Origin of the sequence: Aquiluna sp. KACHI24, from assembly GCF_025997915.1 — a bacterium.
In the GTDB taxonomy this organism is placed as follows: domain Bacteria; phylum Actinomycetota; class Actinomycetes; order Actinomycetales; family Microbacteriaceae; genus Aquiluna.
This window is the reverse complement of the sequence record NZ_AP026677.1, coordinates 1,432,784-1,459,348: the sequence shown is the minus strand read 5'-3', so window position 1 is coordinate 1,459,348 and position 26,565 is coordinate 1,432,784. Positions and strand designations below refer to the sequence as shown.

The window sequence follows — 26,565 nt, the reverse complement described above, 5'->3', positions numbered from 1 at the left end:
CCAAAAAACTTCAACTCGGACATTCAACATAGAAGTCGGGCAGATATCAAATTCTCTCGGCGTGTCATTCCCAAAATATGACAAAAAGTATGAGAGAGAATCCAGATCGTGAATTAGTTCGGAATCCAGGCTTGACTCATCCCGATGACATGGCGTAAATTACTCAGGTTGTCTAGGACCGGGCGGTCCTGAAGAATACAGGGAGTTTCAAGTGAGCAAGCGCACTTTCCAGCCGAACAACCGTCGTCGTGCAAAGACCCACGGTTTCCGTGCTCGCATGCGCACCCGCGCCGGACGTGCAATCCTTTCTGCCCGTCGTGCAAAGGGACGCGCTGAGCTAAGCGCCTAGGCCGCTCTTGCTGCCTAGCGCTCATCGGCTTACTAAATCCGATGAAATAAGGGCAGTTATTCGCGAGGGTCGCAGAGCCTCATCTCCCCTTGCAACAATCCACTATGTGGCTGGCTCTTCCAGGGCCGCGTTTGTCACACCCAAATCAATCGGCAATGCCGTTGTGCGAAACCTAGTCCGCAGGCGGAGCAGAGAAATACTCCGAGAGCAACTCGAATCACTTACTGGATTTGACCTAGTTGTGAGGCTCCACCCGGCATCGGCTGAGGCCAGTTTCGAAGACTTGCGCTCGTCTCTGATTGGCCTTCTGCAGAGGTTGAAGTGACTTCTAAACTCCTCTTGATTTTGGTTTTGGTGCCACGCAACCTACTCATTTCTTTAGTTCTGCTTTGGCGCAAGCTGATCTCTCCGCTCTATGGGGATGTTTGCCGCTATTACCCCTCCTGCTCCTCCTATGGATTGCAGACTTTGCAGAATCTGGGAGTAATCAAGGGGGTTCCCATGATTATTTGGCGAATCCTGCGCTGCAATCCTTGGTCTCAGGGTGGTATTGACGACCCCAAAACTGCCCCACGCTGGATAACGGTCAGCAGGCTAGGATTTGTAAGTCCCGCTATAGAAGAAAAGTCGAGGTAAGCCAATGGACCTGTTGTGGCCCATCAAGTGGCTAATTGAGCTCATTCTGGTTTCTTTCCACACCCTATTCAGCTCGATCGGTTTCTCCTTTAACTCAGGTGCCTCGTGGGTGCTGGCCATCGTTGGTCTAGTGCTTGTCGTTAGAGCTGCCCTAATCCCGGTTTTCGTGAAGCAAATCAAGAGCCAGCGCAACATGATGCTGGTCCAGCCAGAGCTTTTGAAGCTACAAAAAAAGTACAAGGGCAAGACAGACCGCGAATCTCGTGAGAAGTTTGCCCGTGAGCAAATGGACCTATACAAGCGCACCGGTTCAAACCCGCTCAGCTCCTGCCTGCCACTTCTGCTGCAGATGCCAATTTTCATGGGTCTGTTCTTTGTTCTAAATGATGCTCAGCGGAACAAGGCTGGTGTGGGCCTTCTGGACGCCGCCCTGGCGCAGTCCTTCTCCCAGGCCGAGATCTTCGGTGCGCGACTTTCCGACACCTTCTTTGGTAGCGATGACCTAAACGTCAAGATCCTTGCCGGAACCATGATTTTCCTAATGACTGCTTCCCAGTTCATTACTCAAAAGCAGATCATGACCAAAAACCAGAACCCTGATGTGCAGAACAGCCAGTTCATGCAGACCCAGAAGATTCTGTTGTACGTGCTGCCTTTTGTATTTTTGATCTCCGGCGTGACTTTCCCGCTTGGAGTCATGACTTACTGGTTGGTTTCAAACTTCTGGACCATGGGACAGCAGTTCCTGGTAATCCGAAACATGCCAACCCCTGGCTCTCCGGCCTTCAAGGCACGCGAGGAGCGCCTAGCTCGCAAGGGCAAGCTCCAGATTGAGGAGCCCACTGCAGCGGCAGAAGAAGAGACCAAGAAGCGTCAGCAGCCGGTCGGCAAGCAGCGCGCGAAAAAGAAGAAGAAACAAACATGAGCAGAGAAACAGAACTAGAGCAAGAAGGCGAGATCGCCGCGGACTTTATTGAAGAGTTCCTGGACACCGCCGACCTTGACGGTGACCTTGAGATCGAGTTTCGTCAGGACCGCGCCTATATCTCCGTCACCAGTGACGGTGAGTCAAATTTGGGCAAGGTTTCAGACCCAGATGTCGTAGAGGCACTCCAGGAGATCACCCGCATGGCAGTCCAGGCGAAGACCGGTGAGAACTCCCGCCTGATTCTTGACATCGGGGGCTCTCGCGAAATCAAGAACAACCAGCTTCGTGCGATTGTTGACAAGGCCATCGCCAAGTTTGAGGAGACCGGCAAGGCCCAGCACCTAAAGCCAATGAGCTCCTACGACCGCAAGTTGGTTCACGATATGGTCTCAGAGGCTGGTTTCAGCTCAGAGTCTGAAGGCCAGGGCAAAGACCGCCACATCGTTATCGACAAGGCTTAATGTTTCACGTGAAACATTAGGGGGCGGAAATGGCTGATTTGTCTACTTTGGAAGCAGAGCCGGCGTTCGCACGCGAGTTTTTCGGACCTCAGATTGATAAGGCTCGTGGCTACGCACTTCGCTTAGCGACCGACTCAGAAACTTTCGGTTTGCTTGGCCCACGTGAACTGCCAAAGATTTGGAGTCGCCACGTTCTGAACAGTGCTCTACTGGCCGAGTTGGTGCCTCAAGGCGCCAAGGTTGCAGATGTGGGATCTGGAGCGGGGCTCCCCGGCATTCCAATGGCTATCGCTCAACCAAATGCACACTTCACACTCATCGAACCCATGGAACGCCGCGCCAATTGGCTCTCTCAGGTGGTTTCAGATCTAGGCATTGATAATGTCGAGGTCATTCGCGCCAGAGCGGAGGATGTTCACCGCACCGACTTTGACATCGTTACCGCGCGTGCTGTAGCGGCCTTGGATAAGTTGGTCAGGCTACTAACTCCATTGACTCGCGGATCAGAACTAAAGACTGTGTTGGCAATGAAGGGCTCAAGGGCTCCCGAAGAAATCGAACTGGCTCGCCCCAGACTGCAGCGCCTTGGCTACCTTGAGCCAGAAATCCTAACTTTGGGAGTGGATAAAGCTCCAGAAACCGCGACAGTGGTCCGCATTAGGCTGAAGGGTCAGGAGAGCTAAATGTCTAACCAACCCGCCGACGACACCGCCACCACGCCCGCAACTGTAAAAAGCGGTATGGGATACCCAAATGATCGTGAAGAGCAGTCCCCCACACCTATCGGTTGGCAGGGTCTCGGATTGAGCCATGTGACACATGTTTCACGTGAAACATTGGAGTCCGAATGACCCTCGCAGGCCAAAATACTCCGCTACTGCGGGAGATGACGGTCAACAACGAGCGAGCTAAGCGAGTTGCTGAAACCGTTTTGGTTCCGCCTGAGAAAACCAGAATCCTCACGATTTCTAACCAAAAGGGTGGGGTGGGAAAGACCACTACCGCGGTAAACCTCGCGGCTTCCCTTGCCAGAAAAGGCATGAGAGTCCTGGTCATTGACCTAGATCCCCAGGGCAACGCCTCCACGGCACTTGGTGTTGAACACCACAATGGCGTCGTTGGTAGCTTTGAGGTTTTGGTTGATGGTCTGGCTATGGCAGATGCCGTCAAGCAAAGTCCGGAACACCAAAACTTGCTTTGTTTGCCTGCAACCATCGATTTAGCCGGCGCAGAGATTGAAATGGTGGGCTACGAAAGCCGTGAGCACGTCCTCGCAAGGTCACTTCAGGAGTTCTTGGCTTCCCAGGAACACCCGATCCATTTTGTCTTTATCGACTCCCCGCCCTCATTCGGACTTTTGACGGTAAACGCCCTCGTGGCGGCTACCGAGGTCTTGGTTCCAATCCAGTGTGAGTACTACGCGCTCGAAGGTGTAACTCAGCTGATGAACAATATCGACAGGGTTCGAAAGGGCCTTAACCCAAACCTGATCATTGGTGGCATCCTGCTAACCATGTTCGACAATCGAACCAACCTCAGTAGTGATGTAGCAGAGGATGTTCGTAAGTACTTCCCCAAAGAGACTCTCAATGCAACGATCCCGCGCTCTGTAAGGCTTTCTGAGGCCCCGAGCTATCAGCAAACAGCAATCAGCTACGACCCCAAGAATTCAGGCTCCCTGGCTTATCAGGAGGCGGCAATCGAATTGGCTCAAAGAGGAGTAATCAAATGAGTGAAGAGAAAAAACGTGGTGGCCTAGGACGTGGTATTGGTTCCCTGATCCCAGGTGGCGACCGAGATGCGGTAGATGTCTTCTTTAGCTCAACTGCTCCAAACCCACTCTCTCAAGTGCCAGGCGCAAGATTCAGCGACCTAGCAATCGACAGCATCGTTCCAAACCCGCAGCAGCCAAGAAGTGTTTTTGAGCCAGAGCAGTTTGCCGAATTGGTGCACTCAATTCGCGAGTTTGGAGTGCTGCAGCCGATAGTGGTCCGCCCGAAGGGTGCTGGCTATGAGTTGATTATGGGTGAGCGACGCCTGAGAGCATCCAAGGAAGCCGGTCTGACCACAATTCCCGCGGTAGTTCGCGAAACTGCTGACGAAAACATGCTTCGAGACGCACTTTTGGAAAACCTCCACCGAGCAAACCTAAATCCGCTTGAAGAGGCCTCCGCGTATAAACAACTGCTTGAAGACTTTGGTACTACCCAGGAGCAGCTGGCAGATCGCCTCGGCCGCTCCAGGCCTCAAATCACCAATACCCTGCGCCTCTTGCGACTGCCATTGGCCGTTCAGACCAAGGTTGCCTCTGGAGTCCTATCTGCCGGCCACGCCAGAGCACTGCTTGGCGCTCCGAGCGAAGAACTAATGGCAACTCTTGCAGAGCGTGCCATCAAGGAGGGTCTATCGGTTCGCGGTCTCGAAGAGCTGGTGGGTGGCGTCAAGGTCAAGCCCAAGAAGGCCAAGATTGTCCCTGGTGGAAAACAAGACATGCTCAAAGAGATGTCGGATTCCCTTGGCGAGAAGCTGAACACGGTTGTGAAGATTCAGTTGGGTCGCAAAAAGGGCCAGCTAGTCATCGAATTTGGCAACATTGCTGACCTGCGTCGCATAGTTGAGCAGATCCAAAAGGATTAGTTTCTAGCCGCCGCCTGGGCGATTGAAAGATAGGACTCCGCTAACTCCGAACCATCGGCAACGATTGCCTGGGGGAAGAGCGAAGTTTCCGTCATCCCAGGAGTCACATTGGCTTCTAGGAACCAAGGCGTGCCCTCATGGTCGACGATCAGGTCGATTCGCGAAAGATGGCGCAATCTCAAGGCGTTGTGGGCCGTCAGAGCGACCTCCGCTGCTCGTTCCACCACCGCAGGGCTCAATCTAGCGGGCACGTAGTAGTTGGTTTCGCCAGGGTTGTAGCGCTCGTTGTAACCGAAACTGCCACCCTCAACCTCAACTTCAACCGCCGGTAGGGCCCTTGGACCGAAGCCAAGATCCACCACTGAAACCGCTAGCTCTGTCCCAGCCACAAATTTCTCAATGATCACGGTGTCGCAGTAAACGAAGGCATCAACCATGGCCTTCGCAAAACTAGCGGCTGACTCAACCTTGGTAACACCCTGTGCGGAGCCGCTCTCGGCTGGCTTCACAATCAATGGGAATCCAAGCTGAGTGCCAACCATAGCCAGCACCGATTCAGCGTTTAGCTCGCGAAAGGTAGCACGAGGCAGCGAAATCGAGTCCGGCGTTTGAACGCCGTGGCGTCTCAGGATGGTCTTTGCTGTTGGTTTGTGCCAAGCCAGCTGAGCTGCCGCCCCATCTGAACCAACAAAAGGGATTCCAGCGAGCTCCAGGAGGCATTGAATGGTGCCATCCTCCCCAACTGAGCCGTGCAGGGTGGACCAAACAACATCTGGACGAGAGGCAATCAGGTGACCGATCAAATCGGCATCGGGCTCGCGAATCTCCACCTCTGCACCAGCATCCAACAGCGCGTCAGCAACTCTTCGTCCTGACTTCAGGGATACATCGCGCTCGTGCGAGATGCCACCGGCTAAAACTAGAACCCGAAGCGCCACGACTACTCGGCTCGGAAGGTGTCGAGTAGGTCTAGCTGCAGGTTCACAACGTTAGAAAGTCGCTTGATACCAACCTTTACGTTCTCTGCAGTTGGGTGCGAGTAGCAAACTCGAATGTTGTTGGCACCTCGACCATCACCGTAGAAGGCAGTTCCCGGGGTGTAGGCGACCAGCTCGGTTACTGCCAGGGGCAGCATTTCCTTGCTGTTTAGGCCCTCAGGGAGTGTTAGCCAGAGGAAAAAGCCACCGTTGGGCCTAGTGGTCTGAACCCTAGGCAAATACTGCTCCAGCGCCTCCAGAGCGGCATCGCGCTTCTCGCGGTAGAGACTGCGATAGCGGTCAATCTGGCCCTGCCAGTCGGCAATCAATAGGTACTCGCTGACCAGCATCTGCGCGAAAGTAGCGGGTGAGAGAATCGCTGACTCGTTAGCGAGGATCAGTTTGTCCCTGATTGCTGGGGGAGCAAGTACGTAGCCGACCCTTAGGCCAGGAGAGAGAATCTTGGAGAAGGAGCCAAGGTAAACCACGCCCTCTGAATCGAAGGCCCTCAATGCCTTTGGGGGCTGATTTTCAAAGTACAGAAGACCGTATGGGTTGTCCTCGATGATCAGGATCCCGCGTTCCTTGCAGACCTGCAAGACCTGCTGGCGACGCTCAGCCGACAGGGTCACACCGCTTGGGTTTGCGAAATTCGGCACCAGGTAGAGAAGCTTTACCTTTTTGCCAGCTGCGGCCATGCGGTCAGCAGCCTCAGCTAGCGCCTCTGGTGAAATACCGTCGTTGTCGGTGAAAACGTGCTCAATGTGAGCTTCTTTGTGGCGGAAAATACCCACCGCACCCACGTAGCTAGGTGCTTCAACCAGCACAACATCACCGGCATCTAGGAACAAGTCTGCGAGTAACTCGAGAGCATGCTGGGAGCCAGTTGTGATCATGATGTCGTCAACTGAGCCCTGAACACCATCGAGCAGCATGATTTCTTGGATTTGCTCACGAAGTTTCAGTACACCCTGACCACCACCGTATTGCAGGGCGTAATTGCCCTTGGTGGCCATCATCGAGTTGAAAGCCTCCTCGATGAGAGCACCATCAAGCGCTGAAACATCCGGCATGCCACCGGCAAGCGAAACCACCTCGGGTCTTGAGACCACCGCGAATAGAGCTCGGACCTCAGAAACCGAGAGGTTTGCTGCGCGCGCCGCGTACGCGTGCTTCCAACTGTCAAAGTTGGTGACACTGCTTGCACGCGTCTGAGTCATATCAGCTCCCCGGTTTTAGGGGTTAGCTTAGCCCGAAGTGGGGGTTTTGCCCAATAAATTCGGGGTATTAGGCGATGTACTCGGAGATCTCGGAGAGAATCGCTGCCTTTGGACGAGCACCAACTAGGTGCTTCACGATCTTGCCATCCTTGAACACTCCAAGCAGTGGAATACCTGTGACCTGGTAGTCCATAGCTAGCTGCGGGTGCTCATCAACGTTGACCTTGACGATCTTGAGCTTGCCGTCGTACTCAGCCGAAATCTCATCTAGCACTGGAGCAACCATGCGGCAGGGACCGCACCACTCTGCCCAGAAATCAACGATCACTGGAATGTTGGACTCTAAAACCTCAGCCTTGAAGCTGTCGACAGTTGCATTAACTGGTTTCACGTAAAACCTCCTAGTGGGAAGACAGGTAGTGCTCGGCATCCAGTGCCGCTACACAGCCAGAGCCAGCCGCGGTGATTGCCTGACGATAAGTCGGGTCGATTACATCGCCAGCTGCGAAGACTCCAGGAAGCGAGGTCCTCGATGAGCGACCCTCGACCTTGATAAAGCGCTCCTCGGTTAGCTCTACCTGGTTCTCAACCAACCAAACCCTTGGGTCATTTCCGATTGCAATAAATAGACCATCCAGGGCTAGGTCTGACTTGGCACCGGTGACTGTGTCCTCGAGTACGACACCCTCAAGCTTTGAATCACCCTTTAGCTCCGCAACGGCCGAGTTCCAGATGAATTCGATCTTCGGGTTGTCAAAAGCACGCTGCTGCATGATCTTGGAAGCCTTCAGGCTGTCGCGACGGTGGATGATGTAAACCTTGGATGCAAACTTGGTCAAAAAGTTTGCTTCCTCCATGGCGGAGTCGCCGCCACCGACCACGGCAATGGTCTTCTCACGGAAGAAGAACCCATCGCAGGTTGCACACCATGAAACACCGTGACCGGAGAGCTCCTTCTCCTTCGGGAGTCCAAGCTCGCGATACGCGGCACCGGTGGAAATGATCACTGACTTAGCCTCAAAGGTCTCGCCGCCGCCAGTCTTGACGATCTTGACATCACCCTTCAGGTCGACCTCAATCACGTCATCAAAGAGAATCTCGGTGCCAAAGCGCTCAGCCTGGGCCTGGAAGTTGGCCATCAGGTCAGGACCCATAAGGCCCTCTGGGAAACCAGGGAAGTTCTCGACCTCGGTGGTTTTCATCAACTCACCACCCGGCTCAACGCTCGATGCGATTAGCAGTGGGTTGAGCTGGGCTCTGGCCGCATAGATTGCAGCGGTGTAGCCCGCTGGGCCAGATCCAATGATGATTACGTCGCGCATTGCACTTCCTTACCTACAAAACTAAACATAGATGGTTATCTATGTATTCCGCTCTTTGGCGGCAAAACTTTGCCGAAAATTCAGCTTCTAGCCTCGCTTTAACCTAGCGCTTAGTGCAGCGCTCACCTCTCGCAGCTGTGGAACTCTCATTACCCACAGGATCCCCAGGTAACTCAAAAGTCCGACTCCACCCACGACAGAGCTGGTCAGTAGCGATGTGAGAACTTTGTCTAGGACAAAAGAACCTGGGCCAACCCAGCCGAATAACCACAGAGTGCTAAGCGCGAGGGCGGTGGCTGGGATCGCGGCGATTACAAACTTCAAAATCGCTGCACCCACTCCAAAACCTGCGAAGCCACCGATCTTTTTGCGAAGCAGGTGGAAGCCCAGAATCCCCTGAACCATGATGGTTGTGGCAGTCAAGAGCGATAGCGAGACCACAAGCCACTGCTTGGGCATTACTGCACCTAGGGTCACCGAGCCAATAATGTGCAGAACAATCTGAACCGTGGTGAAAAAGAACGGGGTTCTGGTGTCCTCGAGGGCAAAGAATGCCCTCTGAATCATGTACACGAAGCTGAATGGCACGAGTCCCACCATCAACGCAATTATGACGTTGCCTAGCGCCGCGGTTGCTGGGTACTCCCCAGCGAAAACTCTGGCAACCGGATAGGCCAGAACCATTAGTAGTGAAGAGGAAATCACACTCACTAGCGCAATCACCTTCAATCCGGATGTGAGATCGGCCTTGAACTTGTCCGTCTCCCCGGTGCTGGCGTGCTTGGCCATGCGGGTGAAGTAGGCGGTCGCAACCGAAACGGTAACCACCGAGTGCGGCAGCATAAAGATCAACCAGGCGATCGCCGCCGCCGCTACAGATGCAACGCCGACCCCCGCGCTTTCGCGGGCTGAGGCAGCGGTTGACGCGACAGCAGTCTGGACCAAACCACCGATTTGTGTGACTAGGACCATGGCCAACGACCAACTCGCCGCCTTGAGGGCTGGCCGAAGACCAAATCCCCGCCATTTGAAATTCAGCGAGAGACTCAGGCCAATCTTGCGCCAACTCAGGAGCAAAATCAGGGCCTGCGCGGCAACCCCGAGGGTTGCGCTACCGGCAAGCAGTGAAACTTTGTCCAGTCCCCAGCTTTCAACTGAACGTGATCCGGTCGGGTCGGCACCAAAGATAAGCACGAACCCGATTAGACCGAGAATGGAAACCACGTTGTTGAGTACCGGGGCCCACATAAATGGCCCAAAAGCGCTTCTGGAGTTGAGCACCTCACCAAGAATCGAATACAAACCGTAGAAAAACAGTTGCGGTAGGCACCAGTAGGCAAACGCGGTGGCCAGCGCTAGCTGATCTTGGCTCCAGCCCGAGGTGTAAAGCTGCACCAATAGCGGCGCCGCCAGGGTAAAGATCATGGTCAGGATAAAAAAGACCGTGATTGCCAGGGTCACAAATCGATCTATGTAGCCCTTGCCCCCATCTGCGAGTGCTCTTGCCCTGACGAGCTGAGGAACCAAAACCGCATTCAGCACACCACCCACGATGATCGCGTAAACGTTGTTTGGCAGCTGATTCGCAACCCCAAAAGCGTCCGCAGCATCGGTGGTCACGCCGATGGCTGCCGCTAGCAAAACCGCTCTGAGAAAGCCCAAAATTCTGGAGACAATGGTGCCTGAAGCCATCAGTAGCGAGCTTTTTGTCACCGAGGGTTCTTGCTCACTCACCCCGGCTCCTAGCGAGTTTGACTACGGTTCTGACCACTCCCACCACAATCAGCGAGAACATTGCCACCGCAAGTGAAACGAGTAAAAACAGCTCAACGTCATAGTTCACCGACACATCGATCAGCTGCTCTTCACCGATCTGCCTGCCGTTGATCTCAAGCCAAACCCGAATAGACACTGGGCCGTTGGCAATTGCCCGCACCGGTAACTCCGCAACTGCCGAGGTGTTGCCGGGGATTGTAAGTTTTTGGCTCTCTAAAACCTCTAGTCGGAAGCTTGTGGCTGCGCCGTAAACGGTGACCTCAAGCGGTGTAGAGCTTGGATTCATGACGGTTACCGGAATGCGGCCATCACGAGCAACCAGGTTGATGCTGCTGCCTGGGACAATGTGAACCGAATCGGATGCCATGGCCGGCGCTGCTAGCCCCAGCAGCATCAGCAAGACAGCAACTAGCCGCTTCAACTCAGTAGCTCCAGTGCTCTGAGGGCGACCTTGCGCTCGTTCTCATGGGCCAAGACACTCTCTAGCTCAGCGATTGGGAACCACTTGGCTTCAATCACTTCTCCCGCTGGATCATGATCCCCAGAGAGCTCACCACCGGTTTGCCGTAGCAAGAAGTGGTGCACGGTCTTTCTAATCCGCTGTGAACCAATCTTGAAGGTGTAGGTGATTTCACCCAGTTTGTCGATGATTTCAGCCTCGAGACCAGTCTCTTCATAGACCTCGCGGATTGCCGTTACCGACAACTCCTCACCGGATTCAATGTGCCCCTTGGGGATGCACCAATCGGCTTTGCCACCGCGGTTCTTATGGCTGATTAGCGCGACTAGAGAGGTATTTTCACGGTGTAGAACCAAGCCGCCGGCAGAGACCTCGATTTGGGTCTGCGGGCGGATGGTTTTCATGGTGCAACTCTACTTGCGGAATAGCAAAACCTCTGTGGCAAGCTAGTGCGGTGCAAGACGTAGCCAAAGCCCTGGAGAACTTGCAGCGGAATACCCAAAATCCCCTGCTGGATCGACTTGGCGCACTGTTTGAAGCGGCTGGATTTGAGCTAGCTTTGGTGGGTGGACCAGTGCGCGATGCCATCTTGGGACGTGTGGCACCAGACCTAGATTTCACCACCAGCGCCAGCCCCGATGAAATTCTCAAGCTGCTCAAGCCAATCTCCTCGGCAACCTGGGACATTGGCCGGGCCTTCGGCACTATCGCCGCACAAATTGGCGAGGAGAAGGTCGAAATCACGACCTACCGCGCAGATTCGTATGATTCCGAGACCAGAAAACCAACGGTCGAGTTCGGCACCAATCTTGAAGATGACCTAGTTCGTCGTGACTTCACAGTCAACGCCATGGCTCTGCGGTTACCTTCTCGCACCTTTGTTGATCCGCACTCTGGTTTGCGAGATCTTCTCTTCAGCACCCTCAAGACCCCGTCAAAGCCAGAGATTTCGTTTTCTGATGACCCGCTCCGCATGATGCGAGCTGCGAGGTTTGCCTCGCAACTTGGTTTTGAAATCGAGCCAGAGACCTTTGAGGCCATGGTTTCCATGCGTGAGCGGATATCGATTATTTCGATGGAGCGCGTTAGAGACGAGCTTTCAAAGCTGCTGCTCTCCAGTAACCCTCGCCCAGGCCTAGAGGCCCTGGTTGACTCGGGAATCGCTTCGATTGTGCTGCCTGAGCTACCCGCCTTGCGCTTAGAGCTGGACGAACACCACCACCACAAGGATGTTTACCAGCACACCATCACGGTTGTTGAGCAGGCGATTGACTATGAGAAGGACTACGGCCTCTCGAATGACCTGGTGCTTCGTCTGGCGGCTCTGCTGCACGATATAGGTAAGCCCGCCACCAGAAGACTCGAGCCAGGTGGAGCCGTTTCCTTCCACCACCACGATGTGGTTGGAGCAAAGCTTGCCAAGAAGCGACTCCAAGAACTGCGTTTTGACAACGACACCATCAAGGCGGTCGCAAAGCTAATCGAGCTGCACCTTCGGTTCTTTGGATATTCAGACCAGCAGTGGAGTGACAGCGCGGTTCGGCGCTATGTCAGAGACGCTGAGGATCAACTCGTTCGACTTCACGCCCTGACCCGGGCGGATGTCACAACGAGAAACCGCCGCAAGGCAGATCGACTTGCTCATGCCTACGACGACCTAGAGCAAAGAATCAAGATTTTGCAGGAGCAGGAGGAACTTGATTCACTGCGACCAGAGCTCGATGGCGCAGCCATCATGGAGCTGCTGGGCCTAAAGCCAGGACCCGAGGTAGGCCAGGCCTATAAGTATTTGATGGAGATTCGTCTTGACGAGGGCGAAATTGGGCGAGCAGAAGCGGAAAAACGCTTGCTTAGCTGGTGGCAGTCTCGTTAGACTTCCAAGGTTGCCCAAGGCAACACTATGCAAAATACCCTCCTGTCACGGAAGGACCGTGACCGTTTAGACCGAAGGAGGTGGGTTAGCTATGCATAACTACGAGCTAATGGTCATTCTTGACCCTGCTCTTGATGAGCGCACAGTTGCCCCGATGCTCGACAAGTTCCTAGCTGTTATCCCTGCACAGGGTGGCACCGTGGACAAGGTTGACATTTGGGGACGCCGTCGCATGACCTTCCCGATCAAGAAGAAGGCAGAAGGCGTATACGCAGTGGTCAACATGACCTGCGAGCCAGCTGCTGTGATCGAGGTCGACCGTCAGCTGAAGCTGAACGAGAACGTGCTACGCACCAAGGTGCTACGTCTCGAGGATGCTGTTTTCAGCATCAACCCGATTGAGTTTGTGCCTGAGGAAAAGACCCGTGCACCACGTGGTCCTCGTCCTGGAGGCAAGCGTCCAGCAGGCAACAGGTCCTAAATGGCTGGCGAGGTTAGCGTCACCATCGTCGGCAACCTAGCTGACGACCCGGAGCTTCGCTACACCCAGGGGGGTGTTGCCGTTGTGTCAGTTCGCGTCGGCTCAACCCCACGCACCCTAAACCGCTCAACCAACGAATGGGTAGACGGCGAAACCGTATGGGTTCGCTGCACCGCATGGCGTGAGGCGGCAGAGAACATTGCTCAGAGCTTGACCAAGGGAACCCGCGTTGTGGTTACCGGTCGCCTCAAGGCACCATCTGCTTACCAGACTGCGCAGGGTGAGGCCCGTGCCTCTCTCGAACTCGAAATCGACGAGATCGGCCCCTCGCTGCGCTATGCAACCGCTTCGGTAACTCGTCGCTCACGCGAGGGTGGCCAGGTGGAGTCTCCATGGCAGGATGCCAAGCCTCAGGTTTCAGGCGCTAATGCCTGGGCAAACCCTGCGGTTGACCCAAGCGTTGATGAAGCACCTTTTTAGAAAGATTCAGGAGAAATAAATGGCTGGAAAGTCAGCACAGGCCCGCAAGCCTCGTTTGAACTCTAAGTTCGCGAAGCTAGCGCCGGTCAAGACCATCAAGATCGAGGTTATCGACTACAAAGACGTCGCTACCCTCCGCAAGTTCATCTCAGACCGCGGCAAGATCCGCGCTCGTCGTATCACGGGAGCAACCGTGCAGGACCAGCGCAAGATCGCCAAGGCAATCAAGAACGCACGTGAGATGGCACTACTGCCATACTCCGGTGCAGGACGCTAAGGAGAACCCCCATGTCGAAGCTAATTCTGACCAATGAGGTCTCTGGCCTAGGTTCTGCAGGCGATGTTGTTGAGGTCAAGGACGGTTACGCACGTAACTACTTGATCCCAAACGGCCTAGCTGTGATCTGGAGCCGTGGTGGCGAGAAGCAGGTCACCTCAATCCGCGCTGCTCGTCAGGCTCGCGCCATCGCTTCTGAGGAAGAGGCAAAGGCGCTAAAGGCCAAGCTTGAGGAGAAGGCAATCCGCATCGCCGTCAAGGCAGGTAAGGACGGCCGTCTATTCGGTTCTGTCAAGACCAGCGACGTCGTTGACGCAGTCGCAGCTGCCGGCCTTGGCGCTGTTGACAAGCGCAAGGTTGAGTTTGTTGGCGCCATCAAGTCAACCGGTGAGTATGAGGCAACCGTTCGCGTAGGCGATCTAGTTGCAAACCTCAAGCTCCAGGTAGTGGCTGCTAAGTAAACAGAAACTAAACAACTAAGGGCCCGCAGCGATGCGGGCCCTTAGTTTTTGACCATACATTTGTTCGGTTATCCACAACCCTCAGGTTCAACTTGAGAGTTTTCCACTTAAATTTATCCACAGGAGCTACCCGCTTATTTACTGGCCTGTAGAGACATTTGAGATTTTTATCCACAGCTTTTCCACAGTTATGCACAGTTTCGTTCGGCGTGTTTCCACAGAGTTATCCACAGTTATTCACAACCTTGGTTGAAACCAAGTTGTCAGTGCCCCAAGCTATACAAGATTCATTGCTTGGAAGGAGTAGCACATGACTATGTTGCAGCCAGTTCCAGCGTCGGATCCGCGGGTTTTGCCCCACAACCTCGATGCTGAACAATCCACCCTGGGTGGAATGCTCCTGAGCCAGGAGGCAGTTGCCGAGGTTTTCGAGATTGTCTCGGCCTCCGACTTCTACGCCCCGAAGCACGAACTGATCTTCAACGCAATTCTGAACCTGTTCGGCAAGGGTGAACCGACCGACGTAATCGCTGTTTCAGATGAGCTGAACAAGCAGGGAAACCTCTTGAAGGCCGGCGGAGCCGACTACCTGCACTCACTTACCAGCTATGTCCCAACCGCTGCGAATGCCAGCTACTACGCCCAGATTGTTGCTGAGAAGGCCATCCTCAGAAGGCTTATCGAGGCAGGAACCAGAATTGCTCAGTCCGGCTATGAGAGCCAAGGTGAAGTCACCGACCTGGTTAACCAAGCCCAGGCCGAGGTATACAAGGTTGTCAGCCAGACCTCAAAAGAGGACTATGTAGGCCTGAGCGATTCCATTGAAGCTGCCATTCACGAAATTGAGACGGCGCAGAAGCGCGGTGGTGAGCTAACCGGTATCCCAACGGGCTTCACTGACTTGGATGCGCTAACTCACGGCTTACACCCGGGCCAGCTGGTGATTGTTGCAGCCCGCCCCGCTGTCGGTAAGTCCACCTTTGCGCTCGACATTGCCCGAGCAGCATCAATCAAGCACAACAAGGCCACTATTTTCTTCTCTCTCGAGATGGGTCGGGCTGAAATTGCCATGCGCATGCTCAGCGCGGAGTCCTCGATCTACCTGCAGTCGATGCGAAAGGGAAACCTTTCGGAGGCAGACTGGACCAGATTGGCTGCGATTCGAGGCAAGATCAATGACGCTCCGCTGTACATCGATGACAGCCCAAACATGTCCCTGGTAGAGATCAGGGCAAAATGCCGCCGACTTGCTCAGCAGGTCGATCTGAAGATGGTTGTAATTGACTACATCCAGCTGATGTCCAGCGGTAAAAAGGTTGAGTCCCGCCAGCAAGAGGTTTCAGAGTTCTCAAGAGCTTTGAAGCTACTTGCAAAGGAGCTCGGAATCCCTGTGGTGGCTCTATCACAGCTCAATCGTCAGACTGAGCAGTCGAAAGACAAGCGCCCAGAGCTCTCTCACCTGAGAGAGTCCGGATCGCTTGAGCAGGACGCCGACGTTGTCGTCCTGCTCCACCGCGAGGGAATCTTTGAGAAGGACCACCCTCGTGCCGGTGAAGCAGACCTCATCCTGGCAAAGCAGAGAAATGGTCCAACCGGAACCGTCGTGGTTGCTTTCCACGGGCAGTATTCACGCTTTGTGAATATGCCAAGCTAGTGAACGTGAATCTCAAGCAGGCTTTTAGGGCAGCGGTCAGCTTTGGCCTAGGTGTATTTGTCACTTTCAATCAGGCCCATGGCCCAGATACCGGCCTTTGGGTACTTGGAATCTTCGGCATCGTGCTCGGCATCGGCTTGGGTGCCCTGACGCTCACCAAAAAGGCTGATCTTTCAGCGCTGCAAGAGCTACCTGTTGCCGTGCTTGCAATGTTGGTCGGTCTTTTCTCGTTTCTGGCTCTTGCTAAACAAGAGACCCAGCTGCCCGCATTTTTGGCTCTGGTTTCGGCCTGGGGATTGATCTCAGGAGCATTTGAGCTTTATCAAGCCAGGCGAAGCTCCTTCAAAAGCCAAGAGGGCAAGGACTTCTTGATCTCCGCAATCTTTGGTCTGCTTCTGGGTCTTCTGTTCCTTGCAGTTCAGCTAGACAGCGTCAGCGCAGTCGGCTTCTTTGGCGCTTACCTTGCAATGTCGGGAGTCCATTTGGGCATCGCCGCCGCATCATCTAAGAAGCCGAAGTAGGCTTTTCGGGTGAAGAAGTTCGCCAATCTCCGTTCCTACATGATCGTCGCGACCGCTACCGGCCTATTTGTAGGGGTTTTGGTCTACTTCGGAACTCGTTTCGAGGACACTGCAATCGCCTGGGGATTGGGAGCATTCATCTTGGCCTTGGTGACTATCGCCACCTTAGACCTCAGCTACAAGCCTGACGATTCAGACCCAAACTTGCCAAAGCTTCGCTAGAGATATTTTTTAGCTAGCTCTGCTGCCAGGCCGATATAGGTCTGCGGCTTTAGTTTCAACAGTCTGGCCTTGGTGGCTTCCGAAACCTCCAGAGAGTTCACAAAAGCCAGCAAGTCCTCCTCGCCGACTCGTTTGCCTCGAGTCAGCTCCTTCAAGAGCGCGTATGGATCAGCAATCTTGGATTCTCCGCGAGCAACATCCGCACGAATCGCGGTTTGAATCGCCTCGCCTAGAACCTCCCAGTTTTCCAGCAGATCAGACAGCAGAACTGACTCGTTGATTGCCAGCTCGTCAAGACCACGAGAGAGGTTGTCTATCGCAAGCAACGAGTGACCAAGGCCCACACCGATGTTTCGCTGCGCGGAAGAGTCGGTCAGATCACGCTGCATCCTTGAGGTAACAAGGGTTTGGGCGAGTGAATCCAAGATGGCGTTGGCAAGCTCTAGGTTCGCCTCTGCATTTTCGAAGCGAATCGGGTTGACCTTGTGAGGCATCGTCGAGGATCCCGTCGCCCCAGCGACAGGAATCTGCTTGAAGTAGTTCAGCGAGATGTAGGTCCAAACATCAGTTGCCAGGTTGTGCAAAATCCTGTTGAAGTGTGAAACGGCCTGGTAAAGCTCTGCCTGCCAGTCGTGTGACTCAATCTGAGTAGTTAGCGGATTCCAGCTCAGCCCCAAGTGCTCAACAAAGGCCTTCGACTGGGAAATCCAGTCAACGTCGGGAGCGGCTACGACGTGGGCGGAGAAAGTTCCAGTCGCGCCAGAGAACTTGCCCAGGTAGTCCTGATCCTCGATTCGATTCAGCTGCCTTTGAAGGCGGTGAACAAAAACCGCGAGCTCTTTACCCATGGTCGATGGGGTAGCAGGCTGACCGTGGGTCCTGGAGAGCATAGGAACATCCACTAGCTCGAGTGAAATGCGCTTTAGCTTCGCAACTAGATCCTTGGCCCTAGGCAACCAAACTCGCTGCATCGCCTCAGAAACCGTGATGGCGTAAGAGAGGTTATTGATGTCCTCAGAGGTGCAACCAAAGTGAACCAGTTCAGATAGATCATCACGGCCGATTTGGGTGAGTGCAGATCGGATGAAGTACTCAACGGCCTTGACGTCGTGGCGCGTCGTGGCCTCAAGTGACGCTAGCGCTTCGACTGATGTGTCATCGAACCCCTCGCCTCCAAGCTCACGCAGGGTGACGGCCTCCGCCTCAGAGACGGGTGTTCCGGTTTTGAGCAGGTCTTTATTTGCAAGCCAGATCAGCCACTCGATCTCTACCTGGATACGGGCGCGGTTTAGACCCGCTTCGCTGAGATATTCACCAAGCTCTTTGACCTGGCTGCGATAGCGACCATCTAGCGGACTTAGGGGCTGCACAGAGAGTTTGCTCACCCGCCTAGTTTGCCCCATCCACAGACCAATTTCAGGTTTTGATTTGCACAGCCCAGCTTTTTTCCGCCTCTTCACCCATGCAACTTTGAAAACTAGCCCCATGTTCGAATTAGACAACGCTCGGTATTTGCTTGTGGATGCACTCCCGGGACCCGGTGCATGGTCAGGACCGGCAGCACTGGCGTTCGAGCTCGAGGTCAGAGCTCTAATGGCGGAGTTGGCGGCAATCAGGGAACTGCTATGGGACTAGATGTTTATGGCGGAAACCCCGTTGTGGTAGCGAACTACAACGAGTTGGTCCGGGTTTCCAAGGCATTGCAGCTTGCGGCCAGCAACCTAGATCACGCTCGCTTTGCCGGTGTCGGCTTCTCCATCGCAGAGCTTGGGGCGCAGATTCAGCTTTCAATGCTGCTACCTGGGCTTGTGGATCGAGTAAAGGATTTAGCAATCAAGGCGGAGATGGCTGCCGACGCATACTTCAGCGCTGAGAGTCGAGTGGTGGGGCTTATAAACCAAGTCCTCAGTCCCCTCAGCACACTCTCTACCTACATGGGGCAACCCATAGCGATCATGGACGGCAGCACAAAACTGCTGGCCAACCTCGGAGCGATTTTTGCGGTAGCTGGCCTCACTGGCAAAGCAAACCTGGCGAAGACAGCGATGGTCGCGGGTTCGATCCGAATGACTACCGCGGCTTTTGGCTATAACTCAGCTCAGCACCTCCTGGGTGAGCAGCAGGCCAACCTCAAGCTGGCCCAGGTCAAGCTGGATGTCAATGGGTCGGCCAAGCTCGTAACCCTGTCCAAAGTCTCCTCCGTTAATGCAATTGGTGATCACGCCGCTGCGGTCGCGAAGGCCTATGACAAACCAGGTTCTCGCATCTTGATTGATGTTTATAAAAACGGCTACGGGCGCAATATCATCGTTTACATCCCTGGCACCCAGTCCCTGAACTTTGGCGGGGAGAATCCATTGAACATCCGTTCAAACTTGACCGCCTTCGGCGGATTAGAGAAATCACCTACCCAATCGGCAATCGATTCCGCACTCAGTCAGCTCAAGGCAGGTCCGTCTGATTCGGTGTTATTGGTTGGCCACTCCCAAGGGGCACTGGTCGGGGCACAAATGGCGACCTCTGAACAGCCCTACCAAGTGGCAGGACTAATCAGCTTTGGTGGACCCATTTCGCAATTTGGTTTGGAGGTGCCGGTGATATCGCTGCAAAACCACGGCGATCCAGTCCCTCACCTGTCAGGGCAAGTCAATCCATTGGCATCCAACTGGGTAACCGCTTCAAATCCGGGTGAATACGCGTCGGTCATCGACGCTCACAAAATGGCTAGCTATGTCGATTCGGCAAGAGAGTTAGATCAGAGCGATGACCCTGGATTCCGCCGAATCCACGAGCAAATCGGGATTCAACCCAACAAGCCGGGAATGCGCTATGTGTTTGAACTCAGCCGCGACTAGCGAATTCGAAGGATCTTCAGCACTGTTCTGGTGAGGAAGCTAGCAACGCTCATAACCAGAGCGGCAAGAATTGCCCAACCGAACGATGCGATTTCCAGTCCCTCTGAGCTGAAGCCCTCAATGGTGAAGACATCCGCACCAATCAGGTTGCTCAACCAAGCCACCATCAAAAGCAGCGCACCGTTGATGACGAACGAAATCAAGCCAAAGGTGATGATGTAGAGCGGGAAGGCAAGGATCTTGATAACTGGTCCGATGATTGCGTTGACCAGGCCAAAGATTGCACCGATGAGCAAAAATGAGGCGATCGTTTCCCACAAACCGTCTCCGCCGTATGGGGTGAGCTGGATTTGAGGTACGACCAGAGTGGCAACCCAGAGGCCCACAGCGTTGACGATTGTGCCGATAAGAAAACGCAACATGGCCCTATTCTCTCAGCTAGAGACTAAATTAGCTTTCGTGACCCAAGACTCCCAGCCAATGATGCAATTTTTGGCCCCAGACGGCACCTTCGGTGTGCCAAAGGAGTACGCCCAGTATGGGGAACTGGTTGAAGCTCTAAACATTGATGATCTGACCAAGTTTTATCGAGACATGGCCAGAATTCGCCGCTTCGATATCGAGGCAATCGCCCTGCAGCGCCAGGGCCAGCTAGGCCTTTGGGTCCCAGCCATTGGCCAAGAGGGTGCGCAGATCGGATCTGGCTACGGTGTTGGTCCCAACGACCACATATTCCCGAGCTATCGCGAGCACGGTGTTGCAATCACCCACGGCGTTGAGCTGATGTCGATATTGAAGATGATGCGCGGTGTGAACCACGGCGGTTGGAACCCCGAGGAAACCAGGTATCACCTGTATGCAATCGTGCTTGGATCCCAGGTTTTGCATGCGGTTGGCTATGCCATGGGTGTGAAATTTGACGGATTGGTTGGCACGGGAGACAAAGACAAGGACCTAGCGGTCATCTCCTACTTCGGCGACGGTGCAACAGCTGAGGGCGATGTTTCCGAGTCACTGTTGTTCGCTGCCATCAATGACTCCCCAATCGTTTTCTTCGTCCAGAACAACCAGTGGGCAATCTCATCTCCGGTTGAAAAGCAGACCAAGGTGCCGCTCTACAGACGCGGCGAGGGCTTTGGTGTGCCGGGCATGCGAGTTGATGGCAACGATGTCCTGGCCTGCTACGCAGCGACCAAGTTCCACATGGATCAGGCCCGGGCCGGTATGGGCCCTTACCTAATCGAGGCGCTTACCTATCGAATCGGTGCTCACACCACCTCCGACGATCCAACTAAGTATCGATCCGATGACGAGGTCGAATACTGGAAGGCTCGTGATCCGCTGACCAGGTTTGAAAAGTTCCTGCGCCGTCAGGGCATAGGCGACGACTTCTTTGAAGAGGTCAAGCATGCCGGAGATGAGCTAGCGGCTCAGATCCGTGCTGAAACATTCGCGCTTCAGACCCCACCGCTTGAAAACATCTTCCACAATGTCTATTCGGATCAGCACCCGGATATCGATAGGCAAAAGGCCTGGCTTCAGGCCTATGAGCAGCAGATGGGTGGCCATGAGTAGTTATAAAGACATGGCAATCGCCAAGGCACTGAACGCTGGACTCCAAAAGGCGATGCAGGATGACGACAAGGTTTTGATTTTCGGTGAGGACGTCGCCGAGCTCGGCGGTGTTTTCCGCGTAACCGAGGGCCTGCACAAGGAGTTCGGTGAGAAGCGGGTATTTAACTCCCCAATTGCCGAGTCGGGCATTGTTGGAACCGCTATTGGCCTTGCTATGCGCGGTTACCGCCCGGTTGCTGAAATTCAGTTCGATGGCTTTGTTTTCCCAGCCTTCAACCAGATCACCTCGCAGCTAGCCAAGCTGACATATCGCTCCGAGGGCTTTTTGCAGATGCCGGTTGTAATTCGCATTCCTTACGGTGGCGGAATTGGTGCGGTTGAGCACCACTCGGAGAGCCCAGAGGCTTACTTTGCCCACACCGCGGGACTGAGAATCATCTCTCCATCTAACCCAAACGATGCCTACTGGATGATTCAACAGGCCATCCAGAGCCCAGACCCGGTAATTGTCTTTGAACCAAAGCGTCGCTACTGGCAAAAGGGTCCGGTGAACTTGGATGTTGCACCGATGCCGCTGCACTCAGCGCGGTTATTGCGCGAGGGCAGCCAAGTGACCCTCTTGGCATACGGACCCATGGTTACCACCGCATTGCAAGCAGCTGAGATTGGTGCCGAGGAGGGCGTGAGCATTGAGGTGATTGACCTTCGATCGCTAGCCCCAATTGATTACCCAACCATCTTTGCCTCGGTTGAGAAAACCGGAAGGCTCGTGATCGCTCACGAAGCCCCAACCAACGTGTCGCTCTCGAGCGAGATCGCGGCTCGAGTGGCGGAGCACAATTTCTACAACCTAGAGGCCCCAGTGCTTCGGGTTGGTGGTTTTGACACCCCCTACCCACCATCCAAGCTCGAGGAGGCGTACCTACCAGATGCCGACCGCATTCTCGAGGCAGTCGACAGAATCATGGCCTACTAGGAGATTTGGATGAGCATCGCTAAGTTCCCACTTCCTGATGTTGGTGAAGGTCTAACCGAGGCCGAAATCGTCTCTTGGAAGGTTGCCCCAGGCCAAAAGGTCGAGGTGAACCAGACCATCTGTGAGATTGAGACGGCAAAGTCCATCGTCGAGCTCCCCTGCCCATTTGAGGGAGTGGTTGAGGAGCTACTTGCCAAAGAGGGTGAGACTGTCGAGGTCGGAACCCCAATCATCTCCGTAAACGTGACCTCTGGTCTGATCCCAACCATGGCCACCTTTGATGTTCCAGCGGAGGCCGTGGCGGTTGAGGCTGATACCGGAGCTGAATACAAACTTCCAACATTGGTTGGTTACGGCGACACGGGCGAAGCCAGCTCAAGACGAAACCGTGCTGTTAGGCAAGCCCCGATCTCGACCGCAATCCCGGTCGCGATGGTGCGAGCCACCACTGCGGCCGATGCGGTCTTGGCTAAGCCACCGATAAGAAAACTTGCCAAGGAGCTCGGCGTTGACCTAAACGCTGTCTCTGGCACTGGAGCCCACGGTGACATCACCCGCGATGACGTAATCGGAGCCGCAAGTCAGGCGAGCGTTTTCAAAAACCTCACCACCCCGGACGCTCCCTCGGAACGCGAAGAGAGAATACCGGTCAAGGGGGTGCGCAAGGCGATTGCTAGCGCAATGGTCAAGAGCGCCTTCACTGCCCCTCACGTGAGCATCTTCGTTGACGTTGATGCGACCAGAACCATGGAATACGTGAAGCGTCTGAAGAACTCAGTTGACTTTGCGGGCATCAAGGTGACTCCGCTTTTGATCATGGCTAAGGCCATGATTTGGGCGGTGAGAAGAAACCGCATGGTGAACTCGACCTGGACTGATGAGGAAATCATCGTTCACAACTTCGTGAATCTGGGCATCGCGGCTGCTACGCCGCGAGGCCTGATAGTCCCAAATATCAAAAACGCTGATCAGATGAGCATGATCGAGCTTGCACAGGCAATCGAACAGCTGGCGGCAACCGCGCGTGAGGGTAAGACCACCCCCGAAGACATGCGTGATGGAACCATCACCATCACCAACATCGGTGTCTTTGGCGTTGACACCGGAACCCCAATCTTGAATCCGGGCGAGGTGGGCATAGTCGCGCTGGGCTCGATTCGCAAAAAGCCATGGGTGGTCGATGATGAGATCGTGGTTCGTCAGATCACCACTATTGGAGCCACATTTGACCATCGAGTTGTAGACGGTGACGTGGCATCCAGGTTTGTTCAGGACGTTGCGAGCGTTATTGAGGAGCCCGCACTGCTACTTGACTAATTGGAATTGACAATCATTTTCAATAAGAGTTAGCATCGAGCCATGAAGAAATTTGTGATTGGCGTTGTTGCGGCGGTTTCAGCGGGTATTTTGGCCGCGTTCTTCCTGGCCCCACAACTCTTTGGTCAGGGCGAGAACCCAACTCCATCCTCATCCCCCACCCTCACGCGCGATGGTGAAACCGGCAAGGTTGCGGTCGTCACCTCAACCGAAGTCTGGGCAAACATCACCGCAACCATCGGCGGTGACTGGGTTGATGTCACCTCAATCGTTCCAGGTAATCAAGACCCTCACTCCTATCAGGCGTCAGCCCGCGACCAACTTGCGCTTGAAGGTGCGGAGCTGGCCATTGCCAACGGCGGTGGCTACGACGACTTCATGATTCAGCTGTATGAGGTTTCTGAAAAACAAGCAATCTTCCTCAAACTGGTCGAGGGAGAGCACCTTCACGGTGATGAGGTTGCCGCTGAAGAAACTCATTCCGAGGATCAGCACGCTCACGAAAACGAGCACATCTGGTTTGATCTCGCGAAGACGATTGAAGCCGCGGACCACATCGCCGAGTCAATCATCGAGCTGCGCCCAGAGGCAAAAGCTGATGTCACCGCTAACCTCGAGTTTTTCAAGGCTGAGATGGGAAATATCGAACTCAGAGTTGAAGCGCTCAGAGAGCGCTCCCTGGGAGCTGGATTCATCGCCTCAGAGGGTGTAGCCAACCTACTCCTTGAGGATGCTGGTTTTGAGAATATGACGCCCGAGGCACTGGCTGATGCCATCGAAGAGGAGCGCGATGTCCCGGTTTCCGCTTTGAATGAGGCTGAAAAACTCCTGAAGAACAAGGTCGCCGCAATCTTGGTAGTCAACATCGGAACCGAGGACCAAACCTCGCAGAAGCTGAAGGCTGCTGCCGAGTCTGGTGGCAGACCAATCGTTGCGGTGGCCGAGACCCCTTCAGCCAACGCTTTGGCAACCACCGATTACTTGGATTGGCTGAACCACGTGGTTGACCAGCTGCAAGAGGCGATCTACTAATTGTCGGCTGTTCTCAAACTCCAAAACGCCTCGCTCACGCTCGGTGAGAGGGCGATTTGGAGCAACCTGAACTTTGAGATTCAACCCGGAGAATTCGTCGCCGTCATTGGCGCTAACGGCTCTGGTAAGTCGATGCTCTTGAAATCAATTCTTGGTCAACAGCGACTCAGTTCAGGTTCGATCAGCTTTCTAGATCACCCGGTGGGTCACGGAACTACCCAGATTGGTTATGTACCGCAACACCGAGCTGTTGATAGTGGATTACCGCTTCGCGTCATCGACACCGTTCGTTTTGGACTCGATGGTCACAGCTATGGAATCCCGATGCCATCAAAGAGCAAGCGAAAGCTTGCTCTTGAGGCACTTCGATCAGTGGATGCCGAACATCTGGCTCAAAAGCCTGTCGGTTCGCTCTCGGGTGGCGAGATGCAGCGAGTTCGAGTGGCTCAAGCCCTGGTATCTCACCCGAAGCTGATCTTGGCTGATGAGCCTTTGAGTGCCCTGGATCTGCATCACCAGCAGGTTGTGAGCTCCTTGATTGCTGAACGCAGACAAGAGGGCACCAGCGTGCTGTTTGTCACCCACGATGTGAACCCAGTGATGGACTACGTGGATCGCGTGCTTTATCTAGCCCAGGGCAGGTATTCAATTGGAACCCCTGATGAGGTGCTGAGAACCGATGTGCTTTCAGAGCTCTACGGTGCGGAGATAGATGTCGTTAGAAACCAGGGTCGCATTGTGGTCCTTGGCGCTCATGATCACGACCACCATGAAGACGAGGAGTGGCGCTAATGGATTGGTCACAGGTCTTCAACTTTTCCGATTACGACAAGCTTCTACCCTTGGTCACCAACTCACTGATTGCTGGCGCGCTACTGGCACTAATCGGTGGCTTAGTCGGTGTATTCGTAATGACCAGGGAGTTGTCATTTGCCGTTCACGGCATAGCAGAGCTCTCATTCGCGGGGGCAGCCGTTTTCCTGTTGATTGGACTGGACGTGGTTTTGGGATCCGTCTTCGGATCGATCATTGCCGCCGCGATCATCGCCTTTTTGGGTGAGCGGGCCAAGGACCGAAACTCGATAGTGGCTGTTTTGATGCCATTTGGTTTGGGTATCGGAATCCTCGCACTTTCGCTCTATCCCGGTAGGGCTGCCAACAAGTTCGGGCTGCTCACCGGCCAGATTGTTGCGGTTGATGATCCAAAGCTTGCATCCATGGCCGCGATCACCCTGGTGGTTTTGGTCGCGATGCTCGTGATCTGGCGACCTTTGAGCTTTGCCTCGCTGGACGCAGAGGTTGCGGCAGCGAGGGGAGTGCCAACCAAGACTCTGGGCGTGGCATTTGTGCTGCTTCTGGGACTATCGGTTGCCGCAGCCGTTCAGGTGGTCGGAGCACTTTTGGTTTTGGCACTGCTGGTTACTCCAGCAGCTGCGGCACTGAGACTCTCCAGCTCGCAACTTTGGGTCCCGATCTTGAGTGTGATTTTTGCTCTAATTGCCATGCTCGGTGGAACCCTGCTCGCACTCGGCGGCACTTTGCCGATTAGCCCCTACATAACAACGATCTCGTTCCTCATCTACCTGATAGCCCGCGTAATTGCGTTTACCAGGTCGAGACTGGAGGTTAGGGCATGACCCAGAAGCGCAATACATGGCAAAAAGTCGCAGTTCGCGAGGCGCTCAGCCAATCCCCGGGCTTTGTTTCGGCTCAACAGCTGCACTCGGGCCTGGTTCAGGGTGGCAACAAGCTAGGCCTCACCACCGTTTACCGAGCGCTTACGGAGTTGGTGGAAAGCAACGAGGCTGACGCTCTCACTGGATCCGATGGCGAGACCCGCTATCGGATCTGTGGCACCGACCATCACCACCACCTAATTTGCCAAAATTGCGGCAAAACCGTGGAATTTGAACTATCTGGGTTTGAGGCCGCAACTGAGGCGCTGGCCCAGAGCCACGGCTTTACCTCGGTCTCACACAGCATCGAGTTGTTTGGAACCTGTGCCGAGTGTGGCGTGTCCAGTTGATTTTTTCAAAACGGGACTTGCTTTTGCCCTTGGCTTTCTCCTAAACTTG

The 26,565-nt window shown here is 54.5% G+C and carries 33 protein-coding genes; 24 read left to right on the top strand and 9 right to left on the bottom strand.

Annotated features, from left to right (window positions below; genetic code table 11):
* Nucleotides 1-211 precede the first annotated feature (211 nt).
* The 7 genes from rpmH to OO713_RS07185 all read left to right on the top strand — a co-directional run bounded on the left by rpmH (nucleotide 212) and on the right by OO713_RS07185 (nucleotide 5,011).
* On the top strand, nucleotides 212-349 hold the full coding sequence (gene rpmH, locus OO713_RS07215; protein ID WP_264785520.1) for a 50S ribosomal protein L34: 138 nt from the start codon (nucleotides 212-214) through the stop codon (nucleotides 347-349).
* 321 nt (nucleotides 350-670) lie between these two features.
* Nucleotides 671-985 carry a membrane protein insertion efficiency factor YidD gene (gene yidD / locus OO713_RS07210; protein ID WP_346659307.1) on the top strand — a complete coding sequence of 105 codons (315 nt, stop codon included), beginning with the start codon at nucleotides 671-673 and terminating at the stop codon, nucleotides 983-985.
* Between the two features lie 4 nt (nucleotides 986-989).
* A complete protein-coding gene (gene yidC, locus OO713_RS07205) occupies nucleotides 990-1,910 on the top strand; it encodes a membrane protein insertase YidC (protein WP_264785519.1) in 921 nt (306 codons plus the stop codon).
* Nucleotides 1,907-2,374 carry a R3H domain-containing nucleic acid-binding protein gene (locus tag OO713_RS07200; protein ID WP_264785518.1) on the top strand — a complete coding sequence of 156 codons (468 nt, stop codon included), beginning with the start codon at nucleotides 1,907-1,909 and terminating at the stop codon, nucleotides 2,372-2,374. The genes yidC and OO713_RS07200 overlap by 4 nt, the downstream gene beginning before the upstream one ends.
* A 29-nt stretch (nucleotides 2,375-2,403) precedes the next feature.
* Nucleotides 2,404-3,057, top strand: a complete 654-nt coding sequence (gene rsmG, locus OO713_RS07195) for a 16S rRNA (guanine(527)-N(7))-methyltransferase RsmG (RefSeq protein ID WP_264785517.1) — start codon at nucleotides 2,404-2,406, stop codon at nucleotides 3,055-3,057.
* Nucleotides 3,058-3,221: 164 nt separating this feature from the next.
* Entirely contained in the window at nucleotides 3,222-4,106 is an 885-nt protein-coding gene (locus OO713_RS07190) for a ParA family protein (protein WP_264785516.1), read from the top strand.
* Nucleotides 4,103-5,011, top strand: a complete 909-nt coding sequence (locus OO713_RS07185; protein ID WP_264785515.1) for a ParB/RepB/Spo0J family partition protein — start codon at nucleotides 4,103-4,105, stop codon at nucleotides 5,009-5,011. Before OO713_RS07190 ends, OO713_RS07185 begins: the two co-directional genes overlap by 4 nt.
* Here the strand turns inward: OO713_RS07185 and OO713_RS07180 are convergent.
* The 7 genes from OO713_RS07180 to OO713_RS07150 form a co-directional block, all read right to left on the bottom strand.
* Nucleotides 5,008-5,949, bottom strand: coding sequence for a D-alanine--D-alanine ligase (locus tag OO713_RS07180; protein WP_264785514.1), 942 nt, complete (start codon nucleotides 5,947-5,949; stop codon nucleotides 5,008-5,010). The genes OO713_RS07185 and OO713_RS07180 overlap by 4 nt on opposite strands.
* 2 nt (nucleotides 5,950-5,951) lie before the next feature.
* A complete protein-coding gene (locus OO713_RS07175) occupies nucleotides 5,952-7,208 on the bottom strand; it encodes a PLP-dependent aminotransferase family protein (protein WP_264785513.1) in 1,257 nt (418 codons plus the stop codon).
* A 67-nt stretch (nucleotides 7,209-7,275) separates the two neighbouring features.
* Nucleotides 7,276-7,599: a thioredoxin gene (gene trxA / locus OO713_RS07170; protein WP_264785511.1), complete on the bottom strand. Its 324-nt coding sequence runs from the start codon at nucleotides 7,597-7,599 to the stop codon at nucleotides 7,276-7,278.
* Nucleotides 7,600-7,609: 10 nt separating this feature from the next.
* Nucleotides 7,610-8,530 carry a thioredoxin-disulfide reductase gene (gene trxB / locus OO713_RS07165; protein WP_264785510.1) on the bottom strand — a complete coding sequence of 307 codons (921 nt, stop codon included), beginning with the start codon at nucleotides 8,528-8,530 and terminating at the stop codon, nucleotides 7,610-7,612.
* A gap of 87 nt (nucleotides 8,531-8,617) precedes the next feature.
* Nucleotides 8,618-10,264, bottom strand: a complete 1,647-nt coding sequence (gene murJ / locus OO713_RS07160) for a murein biosynthesis integral membrane protein MurJ (protein WP_264785509.1) — start codon at nucleotides 10,262-10,264, stop codon at nucleotides 8,618-8,620.
* Nucleotides 10,257-10,727, bottom strand: a complete 471-nt coding sequence (locus OO713_RS07155; protein ID WP_264785508.1) for a DUF6049 family protein — start codon at nucleotides 10,725-10,727, stop codon at nucleotides 10,257-10,259. Before OO713_RS07155 ends, murJ begins: the two co-directional genes overlap by 8 nt.
* Complete coding sequence (locus OO713_RS07150; protein ID WP_264785507.1) at nucleotides 10,724-11,170, bottom strand: NUDIX hydrolase; 447 nt, start codon at nucleotides 11,168-11,170, stop codon at nucleotides 10,724-10,726. Before OO713_RS07150 ends, OO713_RS07155 begins: the two co-directional genes overlap by 4 nt.
* 50 nt (nucleotides 11,171-11,220) lie before the next feature.
* On the opposite strand from OO713_RS07150, the gene OO713_RS07145 reads away from it, so the two are divergent.
* The 8 genes from OO713_RS07145 (at nucleotide 11,221) to OO713_RS07110 (ending at nucleotide 16,735) form a co-directional block, all read left to right on the top strand.
* Nucleotides 11,221-12,639: a CCA tRNA nucleotidyltransferase gene (locus OO713_RS07145; RefSeq protein ID WP_264785506.1), complete on the top strand. Its 1,419-nt coding sequence runs from the start codon at nucleotides 11,221-11,223 to the stop codon at nucleotides 12,637-12,639.
* A gap of 91 nt (nucleotides 12,640-12,730) precedes the next feature.
* Nucleotides 12,731-13,120, top strand: a complete 390-nt coding sequence (rpsF, locus tag OO713_RS07140) for a 30S ribosomal protein S6 (RefSeq protein WP_264785505.1) — start codon at nucleotides 12,731-12,733, stop codon at nucleotides 13,118-13,120.
* Entirely contained in the window at nucleotides 13,121-13,600 is a 480-nt protein-coding gene (gene ssb / locus OO713_RS07135; RefSeq protein ID WP_264785504.1) for a single-stranded DNA-binding protein, read from the top strand. It abuts the gene before it with no gap.
* 19 nt (nucleotides 13,601-13,619) lie between these two features.
* Entirely contained in the window at nucleotides 13,620-13,877 is a 258-nt protein-coding gene (gene rpsR / locus OO713_RS07130; protein ID WP_264785503.1) for a 30S ribosomal protein S18, read from the top strand.
* Between the two features lie 11 nt (nucleotides 13,878-13,888).
* Entirely contained in the window at nucleotides 13,889-14,338 is a 450-nt protein-coding gene (gene rplI / locus OO713_RS07125; protein WP_264785501.1) for a 50S ribosomal protein L9, read from the top strand.
* A 310-nt stretch (nucleotides 14,339-14,648) separates the two neighbouring features.
* Nucleotides 14,649-15,992, top strand: a complete 1,344-nt coding sequence (gene dnaB / locus OO713_RS07120; protein ID WP_264785499.1) for a replicative DNA helicase — start codon at nucleotides 14,649-14,651, stop codon at nucleotides 15,990-15,992.
* 5 nt (nucleotides 15,993-15,997) lie between these two features.
* Nucleotides 15,998-16,513 (top strand): DUF308 domain-containing protein, encoded by a 516-nt coding sequence (locus OO713_RS07115; protein ID WP_264785498.1) that lies wholly within the window; start codon nucleotides 15,998-16,000, stop codon nucleotides 16,511-16,513.
* Nucleotides 16,514-16,522: 9 nt separating this feature from the next.
* Nucleotides 16,523-16,735 carry a hypothetical protein gene (locus tag OO713_RS07110; protein WP_264785497.1) on the top strand — a complete coding sequence of 71 codons (213 nt, stop codon included), beginning with the start codon at nucleotides 16,523-16,525 and terminating at the stop codon, nucleotides 16,733-16,735.
* On the opposite strand, the gene purB is transcribed toward OO713_RS07110, so the two are convergent.
* Nucleotides 16,732-18,120, bottom strand: coding sequence for an adenylosuccinate lyase (gene purB, locus OO713_RS07105; RefSeq protein WP_264785495.1), 1,389 nt, complete (start codon nucleotides 18,118-18,120; stop codon nucleotides 16,732-16,734). The genes OO713_RS07110 and purB overlap by 4 nt on opposite strands.
* Before the next feature lie 100 nt (nucleotides 18,121-18,220).
* Here purB and OO713_RS07100 point away from each other — a divergent pair, with 100 nt between their 5' ends.
* Nucleotides 18,221-18,370: a hypothetical protein gene (locus OO713_RS07100; RefSeq protein ID WP_264785494.1), complete on the top strand. Its 150-nt coding sequence runs from the start codon at nucleotides 18,221-18,223 to the stop codon at nucleotides 18,368-18,370.
* Entirely contained in the window at nucleotides 18,361-19,590 is a 1,230-nt protein-coding gene (locus OO713_RS07095) for a hypothetical protein (protein ID WP_264785493.1), read from the top strand. The genes OO713_RS07100 and OO713_RS07095 overlap by 10 nt, the downstream gene beginning before the upstream one ends.
* Here OO713_RS07095 and OO713_RS07090 read toward each other — a convergent pair.
* On the bottom strand, nucleotides 19,587-20,012 hold the full coding sequence (locus OO713_RS07090; RefSeq protein WP_264785492.1) for a phage holin family protein: 426 nt from the start codon (nucleotides 20,010-20,012) through the stop codon (nucleotides 19,587-19,589). The two genes, OO713_RS07095 and OO713_RS07090, sit on opposite strands and share 4 nt — an antisense overlap.
* A gap of 58 nt (nucleotides 20,013-20,070) precedes the next feature.
* Between OO713_RS07090 and OO713_RS07085 the strand changes: the two genes are divergently transcribed.
* The 7 genes from OO713_RS07085 to OO713_RS07055 are packed head-to-tail and all read left to right on the top strand — an operon-like array spanning nucleotide 20,071 to nucleotide 26,516.
* The gene (locus OO713_RS07085; protein WP_264785491.1) at nucleotides 20,071-21,165 is read left to right on the top strand and encodes a thiamine pyrophosphate-dependent dehydrogenase E1 component subunit alpha; all 1,095 of its coding nucleotides are present in this window, start codon (nucleotides 20,071-20,073) and stop codon (nucleotides 21,163-21,165) included.
* On the top strand, nucleotides 21,158-22,141 hold the full coding sequence (locus OO713_RS07080; RefSeq protein ID WP_264785490.1) for an alpha-ketoacid dehydrogenase subunit beta: 984 nt from the start codon (nucleotides 21,158-21,160) through the stop codon (nucleotides 22,139-22,141). Before OO713_RS07085 ends, OO713_RS07080 begins: the two co-directional genes overlap by 8 nt.
* Before the next feature lie 9 nt (nucleotides 22,142-22,150).
* Nucleotides 22,151-23,458, top strand: a complete 1,308-nt coding sequence (locus OO713_RS07075) for a dihydrolipoamide acetyltransferase family protein (protein WP_264785489.1) — start codon at nucleotides 22,151-22,153, stop codon at nucleotides 23,456-23,458.
* A 42-nt stretch (nucleotides 23,459-23,500) separates the two neighbouring features.
* Entirely contained in the window at nucleotides 23,501-24,490 is a 990-nt protein-coding gene (locus OO713_RS07070; RefSeq protein ID WP_264785488.1) for a zinc ABC transporter substrate-binding protein, read from the top strand.
* Nucleotides 24,491-25,282: a metal ABC transporter ATP-binding protein gene (locus tag OO713_RS07065; protein WP_264785487.1), complete on the top strand. Its 792-nt coding sequence runs from the start codon at nucleotides 24,491-24,493 to the stop codon at nucleotides 25,280-25,282.
* On the top strand, nucleotides 25,282-26,127 hold the full coding sequence (locus OO713_RS07060) for a metal ABC transporter permease (RefSeq protein WP_264785485.1): 846 nt from the start codon (nucleotides 25,282-25,284) through the stop codon (nucleotides 26,125-26,127). The genes OO713_RS07065 and OO713_RS07060 overlap by 1 nt, the downstream gene beginning before the upstream one ends.
* On the top strand, nucleotides 26,124-26,516 hold the full coding sequence (locus tag OO713_RS07055) for a transcriptional repressor (RefSeq protein ID WP_264785484.1): 393 nt from the start codon (nucleotides 26,124-26,126) through the stop codon (nucleotides 26,514-26,516). Before OO713_RS07060 ends, OO713_RS07055 begins: the two co-directional genes overlap by 4 nt.
* Nucleotides 26,517-26,565: the final 49 nt, after the last annotated feature.